At 75.8% G+C, this 25,308-nt stretch carries 25 protein-coding genes and 2 pseudogenes; 15 read left to right on the top strand and 12 right to left on the bottom strand.

What is annotated here, in order from left to right; genetic code table 11:
* Positions 1 to 21: 21 nt before the first annotated feature.
* Both F1C76_04620 and F1C76_04615 read left to right on the top strand, forming a co-directional pair.
* Complete coding sequence (locus F1C76_04620; protein QNG35964.1) at positions 22 to 1,428, top strand: wax ester/triacylglycerol synthase family O-acyltransferase; 1,407 nt, start codon at positions 22 to 24, stop codon at positions 1,426 to 1,428.
* Between the two features lie 33 nt (positions 1,429 to 1,461).
* Positions 1,462 to 1,965: a hypothetical protein gene (locus F1C76_04615; protein ID QNG35963.1), complete on the top strand. Its 504-nt coding sequence runs from the start codon at positions 1,462 to 1,464 to the stop codon at positions 1,963 to 1,965.
* Between the two features lie 4 nt (positions 1,966 to 1,969).
* Here the strand turns inward: F1C76_04615 and F1C76_04610 are convergent, their stop codons facing one another.
* Both F1C76_04610 and F1C76_04605 read right to left on the bottom strand, forming a co-directional pair.
* Positions 1,970 to 5,356 (bottom strand): hypothetical protein, encoded by a 3,387-nt coding sequence (locus tag F1C76_04610; protein QNG35962.1) that lies wholly within the window; start codon positions 5,354 to 5,356, stop codon positions 1,970 to 1,972.
* Position 5,357: 1 nt separating this feature from the next.
* Positions 5,358 to 6,194: an FHA domain-containing protein gene (locus tag F1C76_04605; GenBank protein ID QNG35961.1), complete on the bottom strand. Its 837-nt coding sequence runs from the start codon at positions 6,192 to 6,194 to the stop codon at positions 5,358 to 5,360.
* An 11-nt stretch (positions 6,195 to 6,205) separates the two neighbouring features.
* Here F1C76_04605 and F1C76_04600 point away from each other — a divergent pair, with 11 nt between their 5' ends.
* Entirely contained in the window at positions 6,206 to 6,499 is a 294-nt protein-coding gene (locus F1C76_04600) for a hypothetical protein (protein ID QNG35960.1), read from the top strand.
* A gap of 21 nt (positions 6,500 to 6,520) precedes the next feature.
* On the opposite strand, the gene F1C76_04595 is transcribed toward F1C76_04600, so the two are convergent.
* Positions 6,521 to 7,447 carry an MFS transporter permease gene (locus tag F1C76_04595; GenBank protein ID QNG39013.1) on the bottom strand — a complete coding sequence of 309 codons (927 nt, stop codon included), beginning with the start codon at positions 7,445 to 7,447 and terminating at the stop codon, positions 6,521 to 6,523.
* 20 nt (positions 7,448 to 7,467) lie between these two features.
* Positions 7,468 to 7,956 carry a hypothetical protein gene (locus F1C76_04590; GenBank protein QNG35959.1) on the bottom strand — a complete coding sequence of 163 codons (489 nt, stop codon included), beginning with the start codon at positions 7,954 to 7,956 and terminating at the stop codon, positions 7,468 to 7,470.
* A 95-nt stretch (positions 7,957 to 8,051) separates the two neighbouring features.
* On the opposite strand from F1C76_04590, the gene F1C76_04585 reads away from it, so the two are divergent.
* Positions 8,052 to 8,558 carry a MaoC family dehydratase gene (locus tag F1C76_04585; protein QNG35958.1) on the top strand — a complete coding sequence of 169 codons (507 nt, stop codon included), beginning with the start codon at positions 8,052 to 8,054 and terminating at the stop codon, positions 8,556 to 8,558.
* Here the strand turns inward: F1C76_04585 and F1C76_04580 are convergent.
* A pseudogene (locus tag F1C76_04580) lies at positions 8,555 to 8,907 on the bottom strand (NUDIX domain-containing protein). The gene F1C76_04585 and the pseudogene F1C76_04580 overlap by 4 nt on opposite strands.
* A gap of 182 nt (positions 8,908 to 9,089) precedes the next feature.
* Here F1C76_04580 and F1C76_04575 point away from each other — a divergent pair.
* From F1C76_04575 to F1C76_04560, 4 genes are all read left to right on the top strand, one after another.
* A complete protein-coding gene (locus tag F1C76_04575; GenBank protein QNG35957.1) occupies positions 9,090 to 9,710 on the top strand; it encodes a hypothetical protein in 621 nt (206 codons plus the stop codon).
* A gap of 299 nt (positions 9,711 to 10,009) precedes the next feature.
* Entirely contained in the window at positions 10,010 to 10,687 is a 678-nt protein-coding gene (locus tag F1C76_04570; protein ID QNG35956.1) for a PH domain-containing protein, read from the top strand.
* A 6-nt stretch (positions 10,688 to 10,693) separates the two neighbouring features.
* Positions 10,694 to 11,551: a PHP domain-containing protein gene (locus F1C76_04565; protein ID QNG35955.1), complete on the top strand. Its 858-nt coding sequence runs from the start codon at positions 10,694 to 10,696 to the stop codon at positions 11,549 to 11,551.
* The gene (locus F1C76_04560; GenBank protein ID QNG35954.1) at positions 11,548 to 12,357 is read left to right on the top strand and encodes a PD-(D/E)XK nuclease family protein; all 810 of its coding nucleotides are present in this window, start codon (positions 11,548 to 11,550) and stop codon (positions 12,355 to 12,357) included. The genes F1C76_04565 and F1C76_04560 overlap by 4 nt, the downstream gene beginning before the upstream one ends.
* Position 12,358: 1 nt before the next feature.
* Here the strand turns inward: F1C76_04560 and F1C76_04555 are convergent, their stop codons facing one another.
* From F1C76_04555 to F1C76_04540, 4 genes are read right to left on the bottom strand one after another with little or no spacing between them, the layout of a single operon-like run.
* Positions 12,359 to 13,222 carry a DUF2236 domain-containing protein gene (locus F1C76_04555; protein QNG35953.1) on the bottom strand — a complete coding sequence of 288 codons (864 nt, stop codon included), beginning with the start codon at positions 13,220 to 13,222 and terminating at the stop codon, positions 12,359 to 12,361.
* On the bottom strand, positions 13,219 to 14,136 hold the full coding sequence (locus F1C76_04550) for an alpha/beta hydrolase (protein ID QNG35952.1): 918 nt from the start codon (positions 14,134 to 14,136) through the stop codon (positions 13,219 to 13,221). The genes F1C76_04555 and F1C76_04550 overlap by 4 nt, the downstream gene beginning before the upstream one ends.
* 20 nt (positions 14,137 to 14,156) lie before the next feature.
* Positions 14,157 to 15,290: a PQQ-binding-like beta-propeller repeat protein gene (locus tag F1C76_04545; protein QNG39012.1), complete on the bottom strand. Its 1,134-nt coding sequence runs from the start codon at positions 15,288 to 15,290 to the stop codon at positions 14,157 to 14,159.
* 37 nt (positions 15,291 to 15,327) lie between these two features.
* Entirely contained in the window at positions 15,328 to 17,061 is a 1,734-nt protein-coding gene (locus F1C76_04540; protein QNG35951.1) for a DEAD/DEAH box helicase, read from the bottom strand.
* Between the two features lie 330 nt (positions 17,062 to 17,391).
* Between F1C76_04540 and F1C76_04535 the strand changes: the two genes are divergently transcribed.
* Positions 17,392 to 18,057 (top strand): hydroxylase, encoded by a 666-nt coding sequence (locus tag F1C76_04535; GenBank protein QNG35950.1) that lies wholly within the window; start codon positions 17,392 to 17,394, stop codon positions 18,055 to 18,057.
* 59 nt (positions 18,058 to 18,116) lie between these two features.
* Here F1C76_04535 and F1C76_04530 read toward each other — a convergent pair whose 3' ends face one another.
* Both F1C76_04530 and F1C76_04525 read right to left on the bottom strand, forming a co-directional pair.
* Entirely contained in the window at positions 18,117 to 18,350 is a 234-nt protein-coding gene (locus F1C76_04530; GenBank protein ID QNG35949.1) for a DUF3107 domain-containing protein, read from the bottom strand.
* Positions 18,351 to 18,459: 109 nt separating this feature from the next.
* Positions 18,460 to 19,134 carry a TetR/AcrR family transcriptional regulator gene (locus tag F1C76_04525; GenBank protein ID QNG35948.1) on the bottom strand — a complete coding sequence of 225 codons (675 nt, stop codon included), beginning with the start codon at positions 19,132 to 19,134 and terminating at the stop codon, positions 18,460 to 18,462.
* Positions 19,135 to 19,301: 167 nt separating this feature from the next.
* On the opposite strand from F1C76_04525, the gene F1C76_04520 reads away from it, so the two are divergent.
* Together F1C76_04520 and F1C76_04515 are read left to right on the top strand one after the other, a co-directional pair.
* A complete protein-coding gene (locus F1C76_04520; GenBank protein QNG39011.1) occupies positions 19,302 to 20,264 on the top strand; it encodes an alpha/beta hydrolase in 963 nt (320 codons plus the stop codon).
* Positions 20,265 to 20,422: 158 nt separating this feature from the next.
* Positions 20,423 to 21,372, top strand: a pseudogene (locus tag F1C76_04515) (DUF3152 domain-containing protein).
* Here F1C76_04515 and F1C76_04510 read toward each other — a convergent pair.
* On the bottom strand, positions 21,369 to 21,812 hold the full coding sequence (locus F1C76_04510) for a VOC family protein (GenBank protein ID QNG35947.1): 444 nt from the start codon (positions 21,810 to 21,812) through the stop codon (positions 21,369 to 21,371). The pseudogene F1C76_04515 and the gene F1C76_04510 overlap by 4 nt on opposite strands.
* A 117-nt stretch (positions 21,813 to 21,929) precedes the next feature.
* On the opposite strand from F1C76_04510, the gene moeZ reads away from it, so the two are divergent.
* From moeZ to F1C76_04490, 4 genes are all read left to right on the top strand, one after another.
* Positions 21,930 to 23,090: an adenylyltransferase/sulfurtransferase MoeZ gene (gene moeZ, locus F1C76_04505; protein ID QNG35946.1), complete on the top strand. Its 1,161-nt coding sequence runs from the start codon at positions 21,930 to 21,932 to the stop codon at positions 23,088 to 23,090.
* An 83-nt stretch (positions 23,091 to 23,173) separates the two neighbouring features.
* A complete protein-coding gene (locus F1C76_04500; protein QNG35945.1) occupies positions 23,174 to 23,758 on the top strand; it encodes a TIGR03086 family protein in 585 nt (194 codons plus the stop codon).
* Between the two features lie 541 nt (positions 23,759 to 24,299).
* Positions 24,300 to 24,923: a hypothetical protein gene (locus F1C76_04495; GenBank protein QNG35944.1), complete on the top strand. Its 624-nt coding sequence runs from the start codon at positions 24,300 to 24,302 to the stop codon at positions 24,921 to 24,923.
* A gap of 2 nt (positions 24,924 to 24,925) precedes the next feature.
* Positions 24,926 to 25,249 (top strand): cysteine methyltransferase, encoded by a 324-nt coding sequence (locus tag F1C76_04490; protein ID QNG39010.1) that lies wholly within the window; start codon positions 24,926 to 24,928, stop codon positions 25,247 to 25,249.
* Positions 25,250 to 25,308 lie beyond the last annotated feature (59 nt).

Raw genomic sequence — 25,308 nt, 5'->3', positions numbered from 1 at the left:
CACCTCACCGGGAGGAGCACCGTGGTCGATCGCCTCACCTCGCTGGACGCGTCGTTCCTGTACCTCGAGGAACCCGACACGCCCATGCACGTCGCGGGCGTCCTGGTGCTCGAGTCCCCCCGCGGTGGGCTCGACCACGAGGACCTCGTGGACCTGGTGCGTTCCCGCCTGCCGCTGGTGCCCCGGTTCCGGCAGCGGGTCGTCGAGGTGCCCGGGCACCTGGCCAACCCGGCCTGGGTGGACGACCCGGACTTCGACGTGACCTACCACGTGCGCCGCTCCGCACTGCCCCGCCCGGGCTCGGAGGAGCAGCTCCTGGACCTCGTCGCCCGGCTCACCGCCCGACCGCTGGACCACAGCCGGCCGCTGTGGGAGATGTACCTGGTCGAGGGGCTGGCCGACGACCGGATCGCGGTGGTCACCAAGACCCACCCCGCCCTGGTCGACGGCCTGGGCGCCATCGACATCGGGCAGGTGATCCTGGACGACGTCCCGGTGCTCGCCGACCGGCCGGCCCCGGTCGACGACTGGCGCCCGCGGCGCCCCCCGGGGTCGGTGGAGCTGGTGTGGGAGGCCGTCGAGGAGTACGTGCAGCGCCCCACCGCGGTCCTGGACACCCTCCGGACGGCCACCGGTGACGTGCGGACCACAGCGGGTCGGCTGCTCGGCACGGCCGGCTCGGTGCTGTCGGCCCTGGCCCGCACCACGGTGCGCCCGGCCCCGACCAGCCCGCTCAACGGCGCGGTGGGCCGCCAGCGGCGCGTCGCCGTCGCCCGGGCCGACCTCGACGACCTCAAGACCGTCCGCAAGGCCCTCGGCGGCACGGTCAACGACGTGCTCCTGGCCACGATCACCGGCGCGCTGCGCGAGTGGCTGCTGTCCCGGGGAGAGCCCGTCATCGGCTCCACCTCCATCCGGGCGCTGGTGCCGGTGTCGGTGCGCCCGGAGTCCGGGGACGGGGAGTTCGAGGCCGGCACCCGCGTGTCCTCCTTCCTCCTGGACCTCCCGGTGGGGGAGCCCAACCCCCGCGTCCGGCTGGCCCGGATCGGCTACGCCATGCGCGGTGCCTCCCAGCAGGGCCAGTCGGTGGGCGCCTCTGCGCTGGTCGCGCTGTCGGGCTTCGCGCCCCCGACGCTGCACGCCCTGGGCGCCCGGGCGGCCAGCGGGCTGTCCCGGCGGTTGTTCAACCTGCTCATCACGAACGTGCCCGGTCCGCAGGTGCCGCTCTACGCCGCCGGCGCCCGGATGCTGGAGGTCTTCCCGGTCGTCCCGCTGGCGCGCGGACAGGGTCTGTCGATCGGGCTGACCAGCTACGACGGCACCGTCTACGTCGGGCTCAACGCCGACCGGGACGGCGTGAGCGACGTCGACGTGCTCGCCGACCTGATCGAGCAGGAGGTCGCCGCCCTCGTCGAGGCGGTCCGCTGAGGTCGCGTCTCCCGGGTGCGGGAGACTGGGCCCATGCGCGTCTACCTGCCGGCGACCACGAACCTCCTGCGCCAGCTGCTCGACGAGGGCCGGCTGGCCGGGCCGCACACCGTCTTCGCGGTCACTCCCGAGCTGCGCGGCTTCTACGACCTGGACGCCGACGACGAGGAGCTGGAGTACGCCGCCCTGCTCGGCGCGGCACGGGCCAGCCTCCGCCTGGTCGACGTCGACCCGGGGTCGCACCGGCGCCGCGTGGTGCTGGCCGCGGACGTGCCCGACGCAGCGGTGACGCCCCTGGGCGACCCCGACACCGACCGGGGTGCCGCGCGGGCCGAGGTCGAGCTCACCCTCGCCGAGATCGCCAGCGCGCACATCGACGTGGCCGACGCCGAGGACGACGTCCGGCGGGCCGTGGGCGTGGTGCTGGAGGCCGACCTGGGCAGCGAGGACGCGCAGTTCGTGGTCGACCAGGCCGAGGGCCACGAGCTCGCCTGGTACGCCACCCAGGAGATCGGGCCGGTGCTCGACCTGCTCTGACCCGTCACGGGGCACGGTGCCGGCCCTCGGGTCCCGGGGGCTCGGGGGGCTCGGAGAGCGTGGTCTGCCGGGCGACCTGCACCCGCACGGGCACCCCGCCCAGCACGGCCCACCCCGAGCCGGGCCGCGGTGGCAGGGGCGCCCGGGGCAGGCGCAGGCCCAGCAGCTCGGCGTCCCCGCGGGCCGGGCGCAGCAGCAGGACCGTCCGCGAGCGGCGCAGGGCCACGGCGGGCCCCCGGAAGGCCGTGGCCAGGTCCGCGGTGCCCCCGGACACCACGGGCAGCACCGACCCGCCGGGTCGGCCGAGCGTCCCCAGCAGGTCGGCGGTGGCGTCCGGGAGCACCGGCAGGTCGTCGACCACGACCACCCCCGGGCGCCCACCGAGTCCGTCCGCCCAGTCCCGCAGGCCGTCCACGTCGTCGGGCCGGAGCCCGGTGCAGCCCCCGGGGGTCCGGCCGCCACGCGGGGAACACCACGCGACGTCGCTCCCCGCGCCGGCCAGCCGGGTGGCGAGCGCGAGCAGCGTCGTCGTCCGGCCGCTGCCGGGTGGCCCGGCGACCAGGAGCCCGCCCGTGACCGCGAGGTCGAGGACCACCGGGTCGCCCTCGTCGCCCCCGGGGCCCAGCGCCACCGCCGTGGCCGGACGTCGTCCCCGCTGCAGGGTCAGCACGGGGTCGGCGGGCAGCTCCACGACCCGGACGGGTGCCCGGCCCCGGTCGGTGACCGGCGGCGGCCAGGAGGTGGGCAGCGGGCGGGGCACGGCCAGCTGCACCTCGGTGGCGTCCTCGCCCAGCAGCCCCCGCCCCGGGGGCCGGTGCCCGGGGACCAGACGGACCGGGACACCCACCGCCGCGTAGTCGGACCGGTCGCCCAGGGGCAGCACCAGCCGGGCCCCGACCGCACCGGCCCACCTGCTGCCGGGCACGACCCGGTCGGTGGTCAGCACGCAGGTCAGCCCGACGGCCGCGCCGTCCCGGACCAGCCGCAGGAGCAGGGTGCCCCCGCTGCCTGGCTCGACCTCCTCCAGCGCCGCCACGACGGAGTCCAGGCCGTCCACCAGCAGCAGGACCGCGGGGTGCTCGCCGGCCGCCGTGCGGCGGCGGTCGACCTCCTCCTGCAGGCGGGTGACCAGGCGGAGCAGGCGGTGCCCGTGCTCCCGACCCAGTGCCGTCCCGGTGTGCGGCACGGACCCGGCCAGGGCCGTCAGGGCCCCGCCGCCGTGGTCGACCACGTGCACGTGCAGCTGGTCCGGCCCCAGGGAGGTCACGGCCTCGCCCAGCAGGGTGCGCAGCGCGGTGGTGCGGCCGCTGCCCGGGCCCCCGACGACCAGCCAGCCGCCGCCCGCCAGGTCCACGGTCAACGGCTCCTGGCGCTGCAGGTCGGGCCGGTCGACGAGCCCCCAGGCCACGTGGCGGGGCCCGGCGGCGGCGAGGTCGGCGGCCGCCACCCGGTCGGGCAGCGGTGGCAGCCAGGGCCGGTCCGGGCGCGTGACCCCGGCCGCCTCGGCCCGGGCGACGAGCTCGGCCACGCACCGGGCGAGGTCGGTCTCCCCGTCCTGGTCGCGCGCGGTCGGGTCGAGCCGGGGACCGGGGGGCCACGACGACGGGGTGACCCGCACGCGGTCTCCGAGGTCCGCCGCGGGGGTCGCCACCCGGGCCACCTGCACGGGCACGACGTCCTCCGAGCCCGTCCGCAGCAGGGCGCGCCCCGGTCGGTCGACCGGGAGCAGTGCGGCGTCCGGCACGCCGAGCACGTCCCGGGAGCCGGCCTCGTCGGTGGTGCGCAGGCACAGCCGCAGCGTGCAGTTGGCCCGGATCTCCGGGCTGACCACCCCGGCCGGCCGCTGGGTGGCCAGCACCAGGTGCAGCCCGAGCGAGCGGCCGCGCTGGGCGATGCCGACCAGGCCCGTGACGAAGCCGGGCAGGTCCTCGGTGAGGGTGGCGAACTCGTCGACGACGATGACCAGCCGGGCCAGCGCGACGCCGGGGGGCAGCTGGGCCAGGTCGCGGACCCCGTGCTCGGCGAGCACCCGCTCGCGCCGGGTGAGCTCGGCCCCCAGTGAGCGCAGGGCGCGGGCGGTGGACGGGCCGTCGAGGTCGGTGAGCACGCCCACGGTGTGCGGCAGCAGGGCGGCCTCGGCGAAGGCGGCCCCGCCCTTGTAGTCCACGAGCAGGAAGCTGCACCGGTCCGGCGGGTGGGCGGTGGCCAGACCCAGCACCAGGGTGCGCAGCAGCTCGGACTTCCCCGACCCGGTGGTGCCGGCCACCAGGGCGTGCGGGCCCTGGGCGCACAGGTCCACGGTCACCGGTCCGTCCACCCCGGTGCCCAGGATGGCGGTCAGGGAGGTCCGGTCGCCCGACCACGGTGCGCCGGCGTCGGTGAGGTCGCGCCACAGGACGTCGGCGGGGAGGCCTCCTGACTCCGGTGGGCAGTCCAGCGGCGCCAGGTCGCGGGCCAGGGCCGCCGCGACGTCCGCCGAGGTCGCGTCCAGCAGCAGGGGCTGGTCGGGGGCAGCAGGACGGGTCAGGCGGCCACCGCTGCCGGTCTCCCCGGTCACCTGCAGCAGGGCGGTGCCGTCACCGTCCAGGGGTGTGGGACCGGCCGCGAGGACCAGGCAGCTGACCCCGGCGGCCCGGGCGGCGCGCACCCGGGCGGTGAGGGCCTCGTCGAGCGGGGCGTCCACGACGAGCAGCTGCCGGTGGCCGACGGTCCCGCTCGTGGGACCCACGAGGTGCGGCAGCCACCGGGTCCAGCGCCAGTCGTGGGCCCGGTCGGGGGAGGTGACCAGCGCCAGCGTCACGGTGCGGGGCGGGTGCAGGGCGACCACCTGACCGACCACCGACCGGGCCACGCCCAGCACCGGGTCCCGGGGCCCGCGCACGGTGAGTCCGCCCGTCCGCAGGTCGACGGTGACCGGCAGGGCCTCGGCGGTCACCGGCACGCCCGGAGAGCCGGCGGGCTGCCGGAGCACCCGGGTGGGCCCCGGCCCCACCCCGAGCCGGACGACGAGCAGACACGGGTCGGTGGCCGAGCGGCTCCACAACGGCGCGCACCGGCGGCGGGCGGCGGTCGTCGCGGTGGCCGGGTCGGGGACGGCCGTCTCCCGGGCCGTGACCTCGAGCTCCACCGCCGCCGCGAGCGCACGCTCGACCTCGACCAGGGCGACGGCGTGCTCGGCGACCGCCCGCCGGTGACCCCGGCGACCGGACACCCGGTCGGACAACCAGCTGCCGAGCGCGACGACCGGGCTGAGGAGCGCGAAGAAGAGGAAGTGCGGCGCCGAGAGGGCCCAGGCCATCACCACCCCACCGACCGCGGGCAACGCGATGGCCACCCAGGCCAGTGCCCGGCGGGAGCGCTCGGGCGGCTCGGCGGGTTCGGCGACGGTCACCTCACCGGGGAGCGGGGGTGGCACCCGGCCGGCCGGGTGCACCGCCCAGCGTCCACCCGGCGCGGGCCGGAGGTCGACGGGAGAGCCGGTCGCGGCACTCAGGCACAGCGTGCTGGAGCCGATCCGCAGCCGGGCGCCCCAGTGGCCACGGGGTGTCCCCGTCGACCGTGGTGCTGCCGGCGGCCAACGCGGTGCCGTTCGCCGAGCCCAGGTCGCCGACCAGGACAGCCGTCGTCCCGGCGCTGACGCGGACGTGGGCGCGGGAGACGTCGGGGTCGGCCAGGGCCAGTCCGCAGGACCGGCTGCGACCCACCGTCACGGGTTCTCGGCCCAGGGGCAGGGTGCGCCCGGCGTCCGGACCGCCCACCACGTGCAGCTCCACCGCGGAGCCGCCGGCCGCGGGGCGGGGACCGGGGCGGCCCAGGCCCAACCGGGCCCCGTGGTGGAGTGCCGGGTCGGTCAGCGGGGTAGCCGGGTCCAACCGGTCCGACCCCGACCACAACCCGTCCGCGCCCGTGCCGGGCACCCCGGCGGGCACCGCGGCCGGGAGGGCGTGGAGGACCTCGGCCACCGTGGCCGTCCCCGGTGCGCGGACCTCGACGTCGACCTGCACGCCCCCTGCGCCGTGCAGGGTCCAGCTCCGGTGCGCCGGGCGGTCCGGCGGCACCGGCGCGGGATCGGCAGGGGTCGGTGACACGGGGGCACTGTCACCCGGAACGGGGTCGCGTGGGGGCGCCGACGGACATCTGTGGACAGCGCCCCGGCCTGTGGACGGCCGGGCCCGCCGGGTCGTCGTCCGACCTAGCGTCCTGGACCGACCGGGAGGTGCCCGGACCAGGAGGAGGAACCGTGAAGGTCGACATCGCCACCCTGCAGGCCATGTCCGCGCAGTGCCGGGGGGAGGCCGCCGACCAGTCGTCCCGGCTGGGCACGCTCTCGGCGAGCATCAACTCCGGCGTCACCGACGGGTGGAGCGACAGCCAGGCCGCGCAGCAGTTCAGCGCGCTCTACGAGCAGTGGCGGGCCTCCAGCCAGGGCGTCAGCGACTCGCTGACCGGCATGGGCACCCTGCTGTCCGACGTCGCGACCGCCTACCAGCAGCACGAGGCCGACATGGCCGCCCGGATCGGGGCGATGATCTGACCCCCGGACCGGCGGGGGCGGTCAGCCGGTGCGGTCCGGTGGTCCGGTGGCACCGTCCCCGTCGGCGGCACCGGCGGTGGCGGGTGTCCGCCGGGCCGCCAGCCCGGCGCGGGCGCCACGCAGTCGCTCCCACGGCAGGATCGACAGGATCGCGATGCAGTGCGGCAGGAAGATGATGCCGACGCCGGCGTAGACCATCACGTGGAAGCCGAGCAGGAACAGCACGAGCGCGGCCCGGGCACGGTCCGAGCGCACCAGCAGCATCAACGGCGAGGCGAACTCGAAGGCGAGCATCAGCCACTGCGCGGTGGGCAGCAGCCAGGCCACGTCCAGGGTCCACAGCGAGAGGTCGGTGCCGCGGCGGAGCACGGCCCGGGTCAGCGTGGAGCCGGTGGCCCAGTCCCAGCCGCCGAAGCGCATCTTCGCCCAGGCAGCGAGGAAGTAGGTGAGCATCACGGTGACCAGGACGGCGGCCGCCCCGAACCCCGCGGCCTCCGAGGAGCGCCGGTCCTTCCACCGGGCGCGGCCGATCGTGGGCAGCACCGCGAGGGCGACGAGGAAGGCGATCCGGTCGTGGTCGACCTTGCCGTAGCTCATCGCGATGACCATCCACTCCGCGTAGAGCAGGAAGACCGCCCAGCCCAGGAGCCGGGGTGCCTTCCCGCTCGCGGCGGCGAGAGCGGCGAGCACGAGCGCCCACTGCACGACCAGGACGACGGTGTGCGTGGGGGTGGGCAGGTGCAGCAGCCGACCGATGACCAGCGGTTGGTAGAACTCGGTCGGCACGTCGGCGTGCGCGCGCACCCAGGCAGTGGTGAGGAAGACGTCGACCGGGATGAACAGGTAAGCGATCACCCGGAAGACCGCGATCCGGGCCAGCGGCACCGGGCGGAACCACCAGCGGGGGGTCAGCGGGACGGCGGCGGCGGTCTCGGGCCGGTCGGTCACGGCGGTGCCGGCGCTGCGGGTCACGCGGCACCGTCCAGGTCGAAGGAGACCAGCACGTCGTCGGTGTAGGCGCCGGTGCGGGCGCCGTCCACGAGCTCGAAGCGACGCTGCACGACCTCGACCGACACCAGGTCCGGCCCGCCGGGGTTCGCGGTCTCGTAGGAGTCGGCGACCAGACCGAGCAGGGACGGGTCGTCGACGAGGCGGGGGAGCTGGCCCTCGAACTCCGCGCGGCGCAGGCCCACCTCGCCACCGGAGAGCCGGACCTCCTCGCCCTCGGCGGTCAGCCCGACGACCCGGGTGGACACCACGGGGGCGTCGGGTGCGGCCCGGGTGGAGTACATCCGGAACGGGCCGAAGGGGAACTCGGAGTCGTCGCCCCAGACGCTGCCGGCCAGCAGCAGTGCGAGGACCAGGGCGGCGGCGGCCAGCCGACCACGGCGGCCGGCGGCCGAGAGCCGCTCGACCTCCGGCGGGGCCGCCACCTCGGGCGCGGACTGGAGGGTCACCGGCCCATCGTAGGATCGCCGCCACGTCCGACCCGGTCCGTGACCGGTGCGGCGCCCCTCCAACCTGCGTCAACGACGACACCGGGAGCAGATCCGTGCAGTTCGGCCGGTACTACGAGGAGTTCGAGGTCGGTGCGGTCTACAAGCACTGGCCCGGGAAGACGGTCACCGAGTACGACGACCACCTGTTCTGCCTGATCACGATGAACCACCACCCGCTGCACCTGGACAGCCACTTCGCGGGCGAGACCACCGACTTCGGGAAGAACGTGGTGGTCGGCAACTACGTCTACTCGTTGCTGCTCGGGATGAGCGTCCCCGACGTCAGCGGCAAGGCCATCGCCAACCTGGAGGTCGAGTCGCTCAAGCACGTGGCGCCGACCTTCCACGGGGACACGGTCTACGGCGAGACGACCGTGCTGGACAAGAAGGAGTCGACGTCCAAGGACGACCGGGGTGTCGTGCACGTGGAGACGATCGGCTACAAGCAGGACGGCACCGTGGTCTGCGTGTTCCGGCGCAAGGTCATGATCCCCAAGCGCTCCTACGGTGAGGCGCGCGGCGGCGAGCAGCCCGGTCGTCCGGAGCCGGTGCGCCGCTAGCAGCGGGGGAGCAGGCCCCACCCGTCCAGGGTGGCGACCAGCCCGGGCGTGCAGCGCAGGGAACCCAGGGTGGCCCGGTCGACGAACGCGGCGTCCGTCGCGTCGTCACCGGCCACCGGGTGGGCGTCGGGGTCGGTCGGGGTGCAGACGAGGTCGACGACCTCGTAGACCGGCGCGTGCGCCGGGACGAGCACCCGGCCGGCCTCGGGCCCGGCGACCACGGTCAGCCCGGTCTCCTCGGCGACCTCCCGGACGACGGCGGCGGCCAGGTCCTCCCCGGCCTCGACCCGCCCCCGGGCACCGACCAGGCCCCGGCGTCGGGGTCGTTGGCCCGCCGCACGACCAGCAACCGCCCGCGCCGGTCGAACACGATCCCCCCGACACACGCCACCAACCCCGTCACGGCGGCGACGCTAACGGCGACCGGATGGAACGGCCCCGTCGCCGGGCCACGCCGCGAGCCTGCGAGTGGTGGGGGGCGACGGGGTCCTTCTCTTGACGAGGTGGCCCCGGGGTTGGACGGTTGCCCGGATGAGCGCGAGCCCGGTGTGTCCGCGGTGTGGTGAGGTCCTCGTCGTCCGGCCCGGGTCGGACCAGGCGTGGTGCCACCTGCACGCCGCGGTGACCCCGCTGCACCACACGCCGGTGCTCGACCACGCGACGATCTCGGCGGTGACGGTGGACGCCCGGGTCCCGGCCTGGGTCCCGGACCCGATGCCGGAGGGCTGGGCGGTGACCGGGCTGGCCTGGGGCGGCGAGCCCGGTGCGCGGGGGATCGTCGTGGACTGCGCCGGCCCCGCCCCGCTCGGCGGCCAGGCGGAGGTCGTGCTGGTCGCGGAGGAGCCGGGCACCGGGTTGGGTGCCGGGTACGCCGGGCTGCCCTGGCTGGACCCCGGGGAGCTGGTCGCCGGGCCGTCGTCGGCGGCGGTGCAGGCGGCCGGTCAGCGGGCGGCCCTGTGGGAGGTGCCGACCAGCGACGACCGCGCGGCGTTCGTGGGGGAGGCGTTCGGCGTCTGGTTGTGGTTGGTGACCTGGCCGGCGTCGGCGGCCTGGCTGCTGGCCGAGGACCTGGTGCTGGTCGACCTGCGCGACCGGGTGCTGCCGACGCTGCCGCTGGGTCCGCCGTCCGAACACCTCCTGCCCGGGTCGTGACGACGCGCCGCGCGGCGTGGCGCCCACGTGACGCGTGCGTCGCGTGTTACTCATGTGGCGCGGTCCTTCCCCGACCGTGCCGACGCCCCGGCGTCTGCCCACCCCCTCTGACGGAGGTGACGGTGTGAACCTCAAGAAGGTCCTCACCTGGCTCGTCGTCGCCTTCGTGCTGTTCTACGTGATCCAGCAGCCGGAGAACTCGGCGGACATCGTGCGCAACGCCGGCACCGCCCTCGGGGACGCCGCGTCCTCGCTGGCGTCCTTCGTCGGCTCGCTGGTCTGACCGCGGGTTCGGCCCCGTGACGGGCACCGAGCGCCGCACCCGCGCGAGCAAGGACGCCGACAAGTACCTGCTGCCCGACGAGCAGGCCGTCGTCGCGGCCCGCCGGCACTGGGCCGTCCTGGTGCGCCCGGCCGTGCGCGGCGTCCCCGCGCTGCTGGCCGGGCTGTGGGTGCTGCAGGTCGACCCGGACAACCGCTTCACCGCCACGGTGGGGCTGGTCGTCACCGTGGTCGCCCTGGTCTACCTGGCCGTGTACGTGGTCGAGTGGCGGGTCCGGCAGTTCCTGGTGACCGACCGCCGGGTGCTGATGACCAGCGGGGTGCTGGTGCGCACCGTGGCGATGATGCCGCTGCGCCGGGTCACCGACCTGACCTACCAGGAGACCCCGGTCGGGCAGGTGCTCGGCTACGGCACGTTCCGCTTCGAGTCGGCCGGGCAGGACCAGGCGCTCTCCCGGATCACCTACCTGCCCGACGCCACCGACCTCTACGACCGGATCACCGGGCTGCTGTTCCCGGCCGGCGGTCGGCGCGAGGACGACGAGGAGGGCGGCGGCCCGACGGGCGGTACGCCGCCCCGGGCCGAGACGCCCGATCCGTACCACCGGGTCGACACCGCCCGATCCCCGGGTACCGCAACCCCAAGCGCTGAGCGGCGGCGCCGCCGCGGGTGTCGGACCCGTGCGGCAGGCTGACCGGTGATGCGCATCGACCTGCACACCCACTCGGCGGTCTCCGACGGCACCGACACCCCCACCGGCGTCGTGCAGGCGGCCGCGGCGGCCGGTCTGGACGTCGTCGCTCTCACCGACCACGACACGACCGACGGCTGGGCCGAGGCGATCGCGGCCGCGCCGGCCGGGCTGACCGTCGTCCCCGGCACGGAGCTGTCCTGCCGCTGGTTCCCGGCCGACGAGCCGCCGATCAGCGTGCACCTGCTGGCCTACCTGTTCGACCCCGACGCCCCCGAGCTGGCGGCCGAGCGGCAGCGGCTGCGCGAGGAGCGGCTCAGCCGCGGCGAACGGATCGTCACCGCGCTGGCGGCCGACGGGCACCCGATCAGCTGGGCGCGGCTCGTCGAGCGCAGCGCCGGGGGCGTGGTGGGGCGCCCGCACGTCGCCCGGGCCCTGGTCGACGCCGGGGTGGTCGGCTCGGTGGACGAGGCCTTCGCCGGCCTCCTGCACCACACCAGCCCGTACTACGTGGCCAAGGCCGACACCGACGTCCTCGAGGGGATCGCCCTGGTGCGCGCCGCCGGTGGCGTGCCGGTGTTCGCACACGGACTGGCCCGCTCCCGCGGCCGGATCGTCGGCGACGAGGCGATCGCCGCGATGGCCGGGGCCGGGCTCCTGGGTCTGGAGGTCGACCACCCCGACCACGTGCCAGCCGACCGCGACCTGCTGCGGGGCCTGGCCGCCGACCTGGACCTGCTGACCACCGGGTCCAGCGACTACCACGGCAGCAACAAGACGACCCCGATCGCGGCCTGCACCACCGACCCCGAGCAGTACGCCCGGCTGGTGTCCCTGGGCACCGGCAGCGCCCCGGCGACCGCGTGAGCCAGCTGGCCTTCGACTTGCCCGGGCTGCCCGAGCCGCTGTTCACCGCCACCCCCAGCAAGCTGGCCGCCCACGACACCTGCCCCCGGCGCTACCGGTTCGGCTACGTCGACCGGCCCACCCCACCGCAGTCGATGCCGCGGGTGAACGCCTCGGTCGGGGCCGCGGTGCACGCCGCGCTGCGGTCCTGGTGGGAGCTGCCGGTGGCCGAGCGCACCCCGGCGTCGGCCCGGCGGCTGCTGGACCGGCACTGGACGACGGTCACCGCCGTGGAGGCCCCGGACGCCGAGGAGTGGCGCACCCGGGCCGCCGGGTGGGTCGAGGAGCACGTCGCCGGACTGGACCCGGCCGATCCTCCGCTGGCCACCGAGCGCCAGGTCACGGTGACGACGGGGACGCTGAGCGTCTCGGGCCGGGTGGACCGCATCGACGAGCGTGGCGCGGAGCTGGTCGTCGTGGACTACAAGACCGGTCGCCGGCCGAGCACCGAGGCCGAGGCCGCGGACTCCCAGGCGCTGGCGCTGTACGTCCTCGGCGTCCGGCGCACGTTCCGTCGTCCCTGCACCCGGGTGGAGCTGCACCACCTGCCCACTGCGACCGTGGCGGCCTTCGAGCACACCCCGGGGACCCTCGCCGAGCACGTGGAGCGGGCCGAGGCCACCGCCCGGGAGGCCACCGCGGCGACGGCCGCCGTCGAGGCCGGGGCGGACCCCGACACCGCGTTCCCGGTCGTCACCGGGCAGCACTGCGCGGGGTGCCCGTTCCGTCGGTCCTGCCCCGAGGGGCGGGCCGCGCTGCGCGGGTGAGTCAGGCGACCACGGGCGTGCCGACGGCGACGCGTTCGCGGGCGGCGCGCAGCGTCGGGTTCTCCCGGACCCGGGTCGGCAGCGCCAGGGTGGTGCGCCGGAAGGCCCGCGCCGCGGCGGTGGTGGCCGGCTCGGTCAGGGCGAGGGCCGGCAGGCCGTACATCGACCGGGCCCACCGGGGCAGCGTGGCCACGCCCAGGGAGGCCAGCCCGGCCCACGCCGGGCGGGCGGGGGTCAGCACCTGCACCCAGCCGGGCATCGGGGGCACCAGGATGAAGCGCAGGGCGTCCTTGGCGGGGTCGGTGAGCGCGAGCTCGGGGCGGACCCGCTCGAAGTAGGCGGCGAGCTCGGCCACCGAGGAGGGCACCGTGCCGGGGGTGCAGCCGATCAGCTCGCCGGCCACCACCTGCTCGGCCACGTAGGCGTCGCAGTCGGCGTCGGTGAGCGGCACGCCGGAGCGGCGGGCCACCGAGAGCAGCGAGTCGACCTCGCAGGCGTGCACCCACAGCAGCAGGTCCGGGTCGTCGACGTTGTAGGCGCGACCGGTGGTCGGTTCGACGTCGGACTTCCCGCGGTGCACCCCGCGGACGGCCCGGACGGCGCGCAGGGCCTCCCGGCGGGTGCCGAAGGTCAGGGTGGCCACGTACTCGGCGGTGCGGGTGAGCCGGGCCCACGGCTCGGTCTGGAAGCCGACCGAGAACCGGGAGACCCCGCCCATCGCGACCGGGTGCAGCGCCTGCAGCAGCAGGGCACGGAGGCCACCGACGGAGTAGCTGGGGTCGGCGTGGATCCGCCAGGTGATCGAGTCCGGGCCGAAGAAGCCGGCCAGGTCCTGCGCGGGGGTGACGTCCCTGATCGAGGTCACGCGTCGGCCTCCTGGTGGGTGCGGGCCGGGACGGCGGCCCAGAAGTCGTCCAGCACCCGCACCGTCTGCGCGGGCACCTCGATCGCCGGGGAGTGCACGGAGCCGGTGAGCACCTCGTGCCGGGCACCGAGCCGGCGGGCCATGTCGGTCTGCGCGGCCGGGGTCCAGGCGTCGTCGGCGTCGCCGTGCGCGACCAGCACCGGGACGCCGGTGGCGGCCAGCTCGGCCACCCGGTCGGGCTCCTCGGTCATGGCCGCGGCCATCCCGGTGAGGCCGGCCTCGGTGTTGGCCAGGAACCGGGTGGCCAGGAACTCCCGGACGGCGACCGGGACGTCCTGCGACCGGGGGTCGGTGAGGGCCAGCTGCTCCAGCGTCTCGTGCACCAGCCGCACCCCGCCGGCCGCCAGGAGCGGCGCGAGGTGCTCGAGCAGCTCGGCGCGCGGGCCGGTGAGACCGGCCGGACCACTGGCCAGCAGGGTGAGGGAGTCGACGAGCCCGGGGTCGGCGATCACCGCGGCACGGGCCACGATGCCGCCGAAGCTGTGACCGAGCAGGTGCAGCGGGGCGTCGGGGCCCTCCTCGCGGAGCACCCGGGCCACGCCGACGAGGTCCGCGGCCAGCAGGTCGACGGTGTAGGCCTCCGGGTCGTCCGGCCCGGGGGACTCGTACTGCCCGCGCTGGTCGAGGACGACGACCCGCCAGCCGGCCGCCGACAGGGGGGCCAGCAGCGGGGCGAAGTCCTCCTTCGTGCCGGTGAACCCGGCGATCATGAGGACCGCCCCGCGGGCGCCCGCGCCGGTGTCCAGCGCGGCGAGCGGACCGGCGCCCCCGGGGAAGGACACCGGCGCGGCGTCGTACCGGGTCAGCTGGCGCAGGTCGTCGGGCGCTGTCTCTTCGGAGCCGCCGGGGAGCATGCGTCGATTGTGCGCCTGCGTCAGCGGTAGGCGGTGACCTGCTCCGCCGTGGCCAGGACGACGGTCGAGCCCACCACGGCAGCCCGGCCACCGACCGGGGCGCCGGTGGGCGCCGTGGAGCGGGACACCTCGTCCCCGGTGGCGAGCTGGCGGCGGACGAACGCGCCGTCCTCGGGGACCAGCACGGCACCGTCCGGGGTCTTGCCGCCCTCGTCCACCGCCGGCAGGCCCACCGCCGGCAGGGACCAGCGCAGTGCGCCGGTGGTCGCGTCCAGCACCAGGACCGTGCCGCGGGCCCACACGAGCACCGCGTCGTCCGTCCCGGCCTGCTGGAGCGGTCCGTCGCCTCCGCCGGCCGGCAGCGGGACGTCCTGCAGGGTCGTCCCGTCGGCGGGGGAGAGGGCCTGCAGGGCGTCGCCGGCGACGACCCCGACCAGCCGGTCGGCACCGGTGAGCCGGGCCTCGGGGACGCCGAGGTCGCGGCTCCACAGCTGGGTGCCGTCGATCCCGTCGAACAGGACCGCGCTGCTGGCGTCCTCCCCGCAGCGCTGGAGCACGGCCACCCCGGAGCTGCCCACGGCGGCGTCGGTGAGCCGACACCCCTCGGGCACCTCGTAGCGCCAGCGGGTGCCGTTGCCGATCGGGTCGACGGTGGCCACGCCCCCGGCGCTGCGGGCCAGCACGATCCCCTGGGTGCTGGACAGCGTCGCGTCGGCGGCGAACCCGGCGGAGCGGTACCAGGTGCGCACGCCGGTCCCGGCGTCGAAGGCGACCATCTCGTTGCACCGGCCGCCGGTGGAGAATAGCGCGACGACCCGGTCGGAGACCGTGGTGACGCCGCAGAGCCGGGCGTTGCTGCGGGTGTAGCGCCACGCCTCGTCCCCGGTGCCCGGGTCGAGCACGCGGAAGCCGTCGTCCTGGGCCAGCACCGCCCGGCCGGACTCGACGGCCCGGTCGGGTGCCGGTCCGGTCGGGGTGGCCGTCCAGGCGGCGGCCAGCTCGGCAGCCGGGCTGCCGGTGGCGACCGCCGGCTCGGCCGCGGTGGTGCTGGTGGTGGCCGCGGCGTCCGAGCCGCGCCAGAGCAGACCGGCGACGACGACCACCGCGAGGGCGGCAGCCGTCCAGACCCAGACCCGCAGCGGCGGGCGCCGCAGCCGGCTCACGCCGGTGCGACGAGGAGCCGACCTGCCATCAGGCCGCGGACTCCGAGCCGCCACCGCCACGGTTGGCCCCGCCCCGGCGGCGGCGACGCCGCGGCTTGGTGGTGCCGTCCCCGGAGGGGGCCTCGCTGGAGGAGCCGGCGGCCGAGCCCTCGACGGCAGGACCGTCGCTGGCGGCGGCCGCACCGGCTGCTGCCTCGCCGTTGCCCCGGGTGCGCCGGCGCGGACGGCTCTTGGCCGGGCCCACGGACGGGGCCTCGTCCTCGCCCACGGTCTCCCGGCCCGGGCCCGAACGACCGCCGGCCTGCGAGCGGCCGCCACGGTCACCACCACGGTCACCGCCACGGTCCCGGTCGCCGGCCTTCTGACGCTTGCCGGTCTCGCCGAGGTCCTCGAGGGTCTCGCCGCCCAGGCCCTCGCGGGTGCGCTGGGCGCGGGGGAGGCGGCCGGTCGCCGTCGTCGGCACGTCGAGGTCGGTGTAGACCCACGGCGAGGTGGAGTACGTCTCCGGCGGGTCGGTGAAGTCCAGGCCCAGGGCCTTGTTGATCAGCTGCCAGCGGGGGATGTCGTCCCAGTCGACCAGGGTGACGGCGACGCCGGTGCTGCCGGCCCGGCCGGTGCGCCCGATCCGGTGCACGTAGGTCTTCTCGTCCTCGGGGCACTGGTAGTTCACGACGTGGCTGACGCCGGTGACGTCGATGCCGCGGGCGGCGACGTCGGTGGCGACCAGGACGTCGACCTTGCCGGCCCGGAAGGCCCGCAGCGCCTGCTCGCGGGCGCCCTGGCCCAGGTCGCCGTGCACCGCGGCGGCGGCGAAGCCGCGCTCGACGAGGTCGTCGGAGACCTTCTGGGCGGTGCGCTTGGTGCGGCAGAACACCATCACCAGACCGCGGTCGCGGGACTGCAGCACCCGGGACAGCAGCTCGGGCTTGTCCAGGTTGTGTGCCCGGTAGATGTACTGCGTGGTCTGGGGGACCGTCGAGCCCTCGTCGTTGCCGTGCGCCCGGATGTGCGTGGGCTGGGACATGAACGACCGGGACAGCGTCACGATCGGGCCGGGCATGGTGGCCGAGAAGAGCATCGTCTGCCGCTTGTCCGGGACCATCGCCAGGATCCGCTCGATGTCGGGCAGGAAGCCCAGGTCGAGCATCTCGTCGGCCTCGTCGAGGACGAGCACCTTGACCTTGCCCAGGATCAGGTGGCCCTGCTGGGCGAGGTCGAGCAGCCGGCCGGGGGTGCCCACGACGATCTCGACGCCGGCCTGCAGCGCCGAGACCTGGGGCTCGAAGGCCCGGCCGCCGTAGATGGCCTGCACCCGGATGCCGCGCTTGGCACCGGCGGCACCGAGGTCACGGGAGACCTGCACGCACAGCTCACGGGTGGGGACGACGACCAGCGCCTGCGGCACCCCGTCGCCGCCCTCGGCCGGCGGGGAGACCCGCTGGAGCATGGGGACGCCGAAGCCCAGCGTCTTGCCGGTGCCGGTGCGGGCCTGCCCGATGAGGTCGTTGCCGGCCAGGGCGAGCGGGAGGGTCAGCTCCTGGATGGCGAAGGTGCGGGTGATGCCGTTCTCGGCCAGTGCCGCGACGACGTCGGGGTGCACGTCGAAGTCGCTGAACAGCGGCGCGTCGGGCGGGACGGGGGCGCCGCCCAGCTCGTCGATCTGGGCCTCGAGCTGCTCGGGGGCGGGGGCGCCGGTCTCGGCGTGCTCCAGCTCCGGGGCGCTCACGGCGGTCTGGTCGGTGTCTTGTCGGCTGGAGGTCAGTGGTCTCGCCTCGGTCTGGTGGGGGACCGGCGCATCGGCGGCGCCGACGCTGCACGGTCCCGGTCGGTTCCGGGATCTGGGTCCAGCGCCGACGCGGCCAGCAGACCCGGACGTCGTGGTGGACGGCCCGAGGAGACCGACCTCGGTGCCCTGGGGAGGGCCCCGGCGGTCGTCGTCCGGCGGTCGTCAGCGCACACGGAGAGCGAGCCGTGCGGCCCGCCGGACGCCATCCTAGCGCGGGATACGGTGCGCACCGGTCCTGAGCGTCGCCCGCGGGGCGCCGTCCCCCGTCCGGGGGAGGACCCGTCGACCACCAGGAGGGCCCCACCCGTGAGCAGCCCCGTCGAGCCCGACGACCACGTGCGGCCGGTCGTGGACCTGCTCGGGGTGTTGTCCTACGCCGAGCTGACCGCCTTCGACCGGCTGGCCGAGGACGCCCGGCTGGCACCCACGCTGGAGGGCCGCTCGGCGCTGGCCCGGATGGCCGCGGCCGAGATCGCGCACCACGAGCGGCTCTCGGCCCGGCTGGTCGAGCTGGGGGTCTCCCCGGCCGCGGCCATGGCGCCCTTCGTCGCCCCGCTGGACGCCTTCCACGACTCCACCCGGGCCGGCACCTGGCTCGAGGGCCTGGTCAAGGCGCACGTGGGCGACGGGCTGGCGACGGACTTCTACCGGGAGGTGGCCGCGTTCCTGCCCCCCGCCGACCGGGACCTGGTGCTGGAGGTGCTCGCCGACACCGGGCACGCCGACTTCGCCGTCCGCGAGGTGCGCGCCGCGATCGCCGCCGACCGCACCGTCGCCGGGCGGCTGGCGCTCTGGGCCCGGCGGCTGGTGGGCGAGGCCCTCACCCAGTCGCAGGTGGTCATCGCCGAGCGCGACGGTCTCGCCGAGCTGATCATCGCGGGCACGGGCTCGCTGGCCGGCGTGGGCGAGCTGCTCCAGCGGATCATGGCCGCGCACACCGAGCGGATGCAGGCCCTCGGTCTGAACACCTGAGGGCGGCCCCGGACGGGACCGCCCCCAGGGAGGACTCGCGACCCTGTGGGCCGCGCTGCTCAGTTGCCGGCGATGAAGCCGACGCGACGGCTGTCGGCCTCGGCGATCTCGACGTAGGCGATCTTGTTCGTGGGGACGACGACCCGGCGGCCGCGCTCGTCGACCAGCGTCAGCAGGCCGTCGTCACTGGAGGACATGGCCGCCGACACCTCCGCCGCGATCTCGTCCGGGGTCTTCGGGCTGTCGATGACCAGCTCGCGGGGGGAGTGTTGGACACCGATCTTGACTTCCACGCTGGAGATGCCTCCTCTGGTCGGGCGGCCTCGTCTGGCTGCTGCCCGCGACGCTAGTCGAGCGCGGGGGCCGCAGCCGCCTGGTGGGGTGCGCCCAGAGCGAACGTGCTCAGCGGGTGGGGGTGGGGTGGTCGTCGTCCCCGATGCGCGGGAAGCCGGAGATGCCCCGCCAGGCCAGCGAGCTCATCAGCGCGACGGCCTCGTCGCGGGACACCGTGCCCTTGCGGGGGAGCCACCAGCGCGCGCTGGTCTCCAGCAGCCCGGTCATGCCCGAGGCGAGCAGCTGGGCGCGCTCGGTGTCCACCCCGGTGTCGGCGGCGATGACCTCGGCGATGGCCTCGACGCAGGCCCGGGCGCCCTGGTCGACGAGGCGGCGCACCTCGTCGTCGTTGCGCAGGTCGGACTCGAAGACCAGCCGGAAGGCCTCGCCGTCGGCGTCGATGAAGTCGAAGTAGGCACCGACCGCGCCGTCGACCCGGGTGCGGTTGTCGTCGGTGCCGCTCATCGCCTGCCGGACCTGCGCGGCCAGCTCGCCGACCTGCTGCTCCAGCAGGGCCAGGTACAGCTCCCGCTTGCCGGGGAAGTGCTGGTAGAGCACCGGCTTGCTGACCCCGGCCCGGTCGGCGATGTCGTCCATGGCCGCGGCGTGGAACCCCTGCGCCACGAAGACCTCCTGCGCGGCGCGCAGGAGCTGCAGGCGGCGCGCACCCCGCGGCAGGCGGGAGGTGCGGCGGGCCGCGACAGCGGGGCCGGCGGGCGGGGAGCTCGGGCGGGAGGGGTGCATGGCCCGGCAGATGTTACCGGCGGGTTCGGTACCCGGTGGTCCGAGTGCGGAGGTGGTCTACCGTCGCCGCCGTGCCTGACGCCCGGCCGGCCCCGGAGGCCACCCGTGCCCCCGCGAGTGCCCCGTCGACGGGGGAGCCCCGCACCGCCGTGCTCTCGACCACCCGGATGCGCCGGTTGCGGCCCTTCGTCCCCGCCTGGCCCGGCGAGCAGGTGCCGGCCGACGGCGGCACCGTCTTCCTGCGCCACACCCCGTGGACCGGCCCGGTCGACGGGGCCGCCGACGGTGCCCCGCACGAGCGGGCGCTCTACGTGCACGGCCTCGGTGGCGCGTCGACGAACTGGACGGACCTGGCCGCCCTGCTGGCGGTGCGGCTGGAGGGCTTCTCGGTGGACCTGCCCGGTTTCGGGCAGTCCGAGCCGCCCCGCGGCGGGTACGCCATCGCCCGGCACGTGCGCGCCGTCGTCGCCGTCCTCGAGCACGTGCGCGACCTGCCCGGGTCGGGGCGGGGCGAGCCGGTGCACCTGCTGGGCAACTCCCTGGGCGGTTTGGTGAGCCTGCTGGTCGCCGTCCGGCGCCCGGATCTGATCGCCACCCTCACCCTGGTCTCCCCGGCGATGCCGGTCTACCGGGTTCCGCCGGCCTTCGACCGGGCCATCGCCCTGCTGCTGCTGCCCGGCATCCCCACGCTGGCCGAGCGGCGGGTGTCGGTGGGCACCCCCGAGCAGCGGGTCCGCGGGATCCTGGCGATGTGCTTCGGCGACCCGGCGCGGGTCCCGAAGGCGCGGTACGACGAGGCGGTGGAGGAGATGCGGCTGCGGGACTCCCAGCCGTGGGCCGACCGCGCGCTGACCCGCAGCATGCGTGGGCTGATGACCTCCTACCTGCGGGTCGGCCGGGCCAACGCCTGGCGGGCCGCCCGTGCCGTCGCCGTCCCGACGGTGGTGGTGTGGGGGGCGGAGGACAAGCTGGTCGACCCCCGGATGGCCCCGAGGCTGGCGGCGGCGCTGCCCGACGCGCGCCTGCAGGTGCAGCCCGGGGTCGGGCACGTGGCGATGACCGAGGCACCCGAGGACACCGCCCGCGCGGTGCTCGGGCTGATCGAGGAGACCGCCGAGCGGGGTCGCTGAGGCGGGTGGGACGGGACGGTCCGACACGACCGGGGCCGACCGTGCGCTCGACCGGGTGGCCCGGTGGCCGTGAGAGCCTCACCGCCGTGACCCGTCCGGACCACGACCCCCAGCGGCCTGCCGGCCCCGGGGCGGGCTCCGGACGCGACCGCCCGCTCGTGGGCCCCCGGCCCAGCCCGCCCCGCGGTGCCCGGCGTTCCCGCCCGTCGCAGCCGGTGCCCCGCCCCGGCCCGCTGGTGGCCCGGCGCGACCCGCTCGTCACCCGCCGCGGCACCGGGGGCGGTCGGCCCGCGACCGGGTGGTTCGCCCGGTTCGCCGCGCGCTGGGGCTGGCGGGCCTACGCCGTGCCGCTGTTGGCGGTGCTGACCGTGCTGGCGCTCGTCGACGTCGCCGTCACCGGCACCGGGCAGGCCGACTCCGACCCGGGGACGACGGCGGCCGGCTCGGCGGCGCCGGTCTCCTCCCGTGCCGCCCCCGCCACGACCGCGCCGGAGGTCACCGCCGAGCCCGCGCCCGCCGAGGGCGACGCCGGCCCGACCGACCTCCCTGCCACCACCGGCCCGGCCAGCTACGTCGAGCAGGGCACCGGCACGGTGACGGTCGTGGACGGCAGCTCGGCGGTGTACGGCAGCGGACCGCTGGAGCGCTTCGTCGTCGAGGTCGAGGACGGCATCCAGGTCGACGGCCCGGGCTTCGCCGCCGCGGTCGAGGCCACGCTCGGCGACCCCCGGTCCTGGGGCTCCGGGGGGCCATGAGCTTCCAGCGGGTGGGCGCCGCGGAGGCCGCCGCGGGGGAGTACGACTTCCGGGTCAGCCTGGTCAGCCCGGGCAGCATGGAGACCTACTGCCCCGGTGTGGGCACCGGGGGCTACACGTCCTGCCGGTACGGCGAGCGTGCGGTGATCAACCTCGCCCGCTGGGAGACCGCCGTCCCCGACTACGGCGGTGACATCGCCACCTACCGGCAGTACGTGGTCAACCACGAGGTCGGGCACGCGCTGGGCAACGGCCACCAGCCCTGCCCCGGCGCCGGGCAGCTCGCCCCGGTCATGCAGCAGCAGACCCTGGGCCTGGAGGGCTGCCAGAAGAACGCCTGGCCGTTCCCCTAGCTGGAGGGCCCGGTGAGCTCGATCGCGATGCCGTCGGGGTCGAAGAAGGCCAGGTAGGACGCGCCCATCGCGGTGCGCACCGGTCCGTGCGGCACCCCGACCTCGTCGAAGAAGGCTGCCGCCTGCTCGAGCTCGGCGTGGGTGTCCACGGCCAGGCTGAGGTGGTCCAGGCCCACCCGGAAGGGGTCGAAGCGGTCGCCGGCCCGCTCGGCGTCCACCGGCCGCAGCCCGATCCGGACCCCCCGGCCGGCCATCACGACCCCGCCCTGCAGGGCCTCGGCGACCGTCCCGTCGTCGTCCTGGGGCGGGCCGCCGACGGCGGTCTCGAAGCCGCAGACGTCGGTCCAGAACGCCTGCGCGCGGGGGACGTCGGTGACGGTCAGGCGGATGTGGGTGGGCGCGCCCGGGCGCAGCGGGGAGGGGCTGGTCACGGCGCCCATGGTGCGGCGCCGGAGGGGTCTGCGCTGGGTGGGAAGAGGGGCACCTGCCAGGCTGTTGCCCGCAGCAGGAACCCCGGCCACCGGCCGGGGACGCCCCCCAGTCACGAGGAGAACGACGTGTCGTTGCCACCCCTGGTGGAGCCCGCCGCCGACCTGTCCGTCGACGAGGTCCGCCGCTACAGCCGCCACCTGATCATCCCCGACGTCGGGATGGACGGGCAGAAGCGGCTCAAGAACGCGAAGGTGCTCGCCGTCGGTGCCGGTGGTCTCGGCTCGCCGGTGCTGATGTACCTGGCGGCGGCCGGGGTCGGCACGCTGGGCATCGTCGAGTTCGACACCGTCGACGAGTCCAACCTGCAGCGCCAGATCATCCACGGGCAGTCCGACGTGGGCCGGTCCAAGGCCGAGAGCGCGCGGGACTCGATCAAGGAGATCAACCCGCTCGTCGACGTCCGGCTGCACCAGACCCGGTTGGACTCCGAGAACGTCGAGGAGATCTTCGCCGACTACGACCTCATCGTCGACGGCACCGACAACTTCGCGACCCGCTACCTGGTCAACGACGCCTGCGTGCTGCTGGGCAAGCCCTACGTGTGGGGCTCGATCTACCGCTTCGACGGCCAGGTGTCGGTGTTCTGGGCCGAGCACGGGCCGAACTACCGCGACCTCTACCCGGTGCCGCCGCCGCCCGGGATGGTCCCCTCGTGCGCCGAGGGCGGCGTGCTGGGCGTGCTCTGCGCGACCATCGGCGCCATCCAGGCGACCGAGGCGGTCAAGCTGATCACCGGCATCGGCGACACGCTGCTGGGCCGGCTGATGGTCTACGACGCCCTCGAGATGACCTTCCGCACCATCAAGATCCGCAAGGACCCCGAGGGCGAGCCGATCACCGGTCTCATCGACTACGAGGCGTTCTGCGGTGTGGTGTCCGAGGAGGCCCAGGAGGCCGCCGCCGGCTCGACGATCACCGTCGACGAGCTCAAGGACATGATGGACGCGGGCAAGGACTTCGCCCTGATCGACGTCCGCGAGCCCAACGAGTACGAGATCGTCTCGATCCCGGGCGCGACGCTGATCCCCAAGGACGAGATCCTCTCCGGCCGCGCGCTGTCCTCGCTGCCGCAGGACAGGCCGATCGTGCTGCACTGCAAGACCGGGGTCCGCTCGGCCGAGGCGCTGGCCGCGGTCAAGGCCGCGGGCTTCAAGGACGCCGTGCACGTGCAGGGCGGCGTGACCGCCTGGGCGACCCGCATCGACAAGGCGCTCCCCACCTACTAGAAGGACCCCCTCGCTCCCCGGGCCACGCTGCGCGCGGCCCGGGGCCCTGCGAGGGGGCCGTTCCAGCACGTCACCATGGGGTCATGGCACCGGACCACGTGGCACTCCTCGAGCTCTTCCAGCGGGCGCAGGCCCGGTTCACCGACCGGGTGGACGCCGTCGAGCCCGGGCAGTGGGACGCCGCGTGCCTCCCCGGGTGGACCGTGGCCGACCTGGTGGCACACCTCGTGGCCGAGCAGCGGTGGGCCCCGGCGCTGCTGGCCGGGGAGTCGGTGGCCGAGGCCGGCACGCGGGTGCCCACCGGCACGGAGGCGCTCCTGGACGGCGACCCGCTGGGGACGTGGGAGGCCGCTGCCGACGCCGCGCTCACCGCCTGGGCCGACCCGGACGCGATGTCCTCGACCGTGGACCTCTCGGCCGGGCCGACGGTCGGCACCGACTACCTGGCCGAGATGACGGTGGACCTGACCGTGCACGCGTGGGACCTCGCCCGGGCCACCGGCGGGGACACCGTCCTGGACGACGAGCTCGTGCAGGCCGGGTTGGTCTACGCCGAGCACCGGCTCGGTCCCGACGGCGTCCCCGGGTTGGTCGACCCCGCCGTCCCGGTGCCGGCCGGCGCCGACGCGCAGACCCGGTTGCTGGCCCGCTTCGGTCGCCGCAGCTGACCCGAACGGGGCGCGCGGGTCGTTGTGCCGTGCAGCGGACCGGCCACCGGGGACCTACGATCCGCACCGGACGAGTCCGCATCGCAGGAGGTCAGCACCCATGTCGCAGCCGCCCCAGGGCAACAACCCCTACGGACCTCCGCCCGGTGGACGTCCCCCGTTCCCGGGTCAGCCCGGTGGTGACCAGCCCACCGAGGTCTTCGGCCAGACCCCGGGCCAGGCGCCCGGTCAGGACCCGGGCCAGTCCGGTGGGTGGGGCCAGCAGCCGACCCAGCAGGGCGGCTTCGGGCAGCCGGGGCAGCAGGGGCAGCCCGGTGGCTTCGGCCAGCAGCCCACCCAGCAGTTCGGCCAGCCCGCCGGTGGCTACGGCCAGCCGGGCCAGGCCGGCCCGCCCCCGGGCGGACCCGGCGGCCCCGGCTTCGGCGGCCCGGGCGGGCCCGGGGGTCCTGGGGGGCCCGGCGGCCCGTACGGCGGTGGTCCGCAGGGCCCGCAGGGCGGGGGCAACAAGAAGACCGGCCTGATCATCGGGGCGGTCGCCGCGGTGGTGATCGTCGCCGTCGTCGCCGTGCTGCTGGTGGTCAACCTCGGTGGCGGGGACGACGAGCCGATCGCCAGCAGCTCCTCGGCCACCAGCTCCAGCTCGGCCTCCTCGACGTCCTCGAGCCCGTCGTCGTCCAGCTCGGAGTCCACCGAGACCTCCGAGCCGACCTCGACCGGCGGCAGCGCCGAGGACCTCGTGTCGGTGCTCCCGAGCGACTTCACCGACTGCGAGGAGGCGTCGTTGGCCGGCGACGGTGACACGGCGGCCGCGCAGTGCGGTGCGGCGCTCACCCAGCCCGGGCCGGCGCAGGCGCGGTTCTACCAGTACCCCGACACCACGACGATGGACGACGTCTTCCTCACCGACGTCACCGGCGGCGGGCTCAGCGAGCTGCCGACCGGGCAGGACTGCTCCACCACCGTGGGCTACTACCCGTGGGCGACCGACGACCGGTCGCAGACCGGCCAGGTCGGCTGCGCGATCCTCACCGACGGCACGGTGCTGCTGGTGTGGACCGACGACCAGTTCCTCATCGAGGGCTACGTGACCAGCCCGGGCACCACTCAGGCCGACGTCTCCGCCCTGTACGAGTGGTGGCGGGTCAACAGCAACTACGTGGGCTGACCCTGTCCGAGCCGCCGTCGACCGGAGCTCCGGTCGACGTGGACGAGGCGGTCTTCGACGTCGTCGAGGCCATCCCGGCCGGGCGGGTGAGCACGTACGGCGCCATCGGGCGGCTCGTCGGGGTGGGACCCCGGCGGGTCGCCCGCGCGCTGTCCACGGGCGGGGGAGCGGTGCCCTGGTTCCGGGTGGTCCGCGCCGACGGCACCGCAGCCGAGCAGGTGCGGGTGCGCCAGCTCGAGCTGCTGGCCGCCGACGGGGTGCCGCTGCGGGGCGGCCGGGTGGACCTCGCAGAGGTGGGTTGGCCGGACCGACGTCACCGCGCCTGAGACTGTCGGTGCCCCGTGGTCTGATCGACCCGTGGCCGTGGGGGGAACGCAGCAGGCGC

Source organism: Geodermatophilaceae bacterium NBWT11 (assembly GCA_014218215.1).
In the GTDB taxonomy this organism is placed as follows: domain Bacteria; phylum Actinomycetota; class Actinomycetes; order Mycobacteriales; family Geodermatophilaceae; genus Klenkia.
The sequence above is the reverse complement of the archived record's forward strand: the minus strand, read 5'-3'. Positions and strand labels throughout refer to the sequence as shown.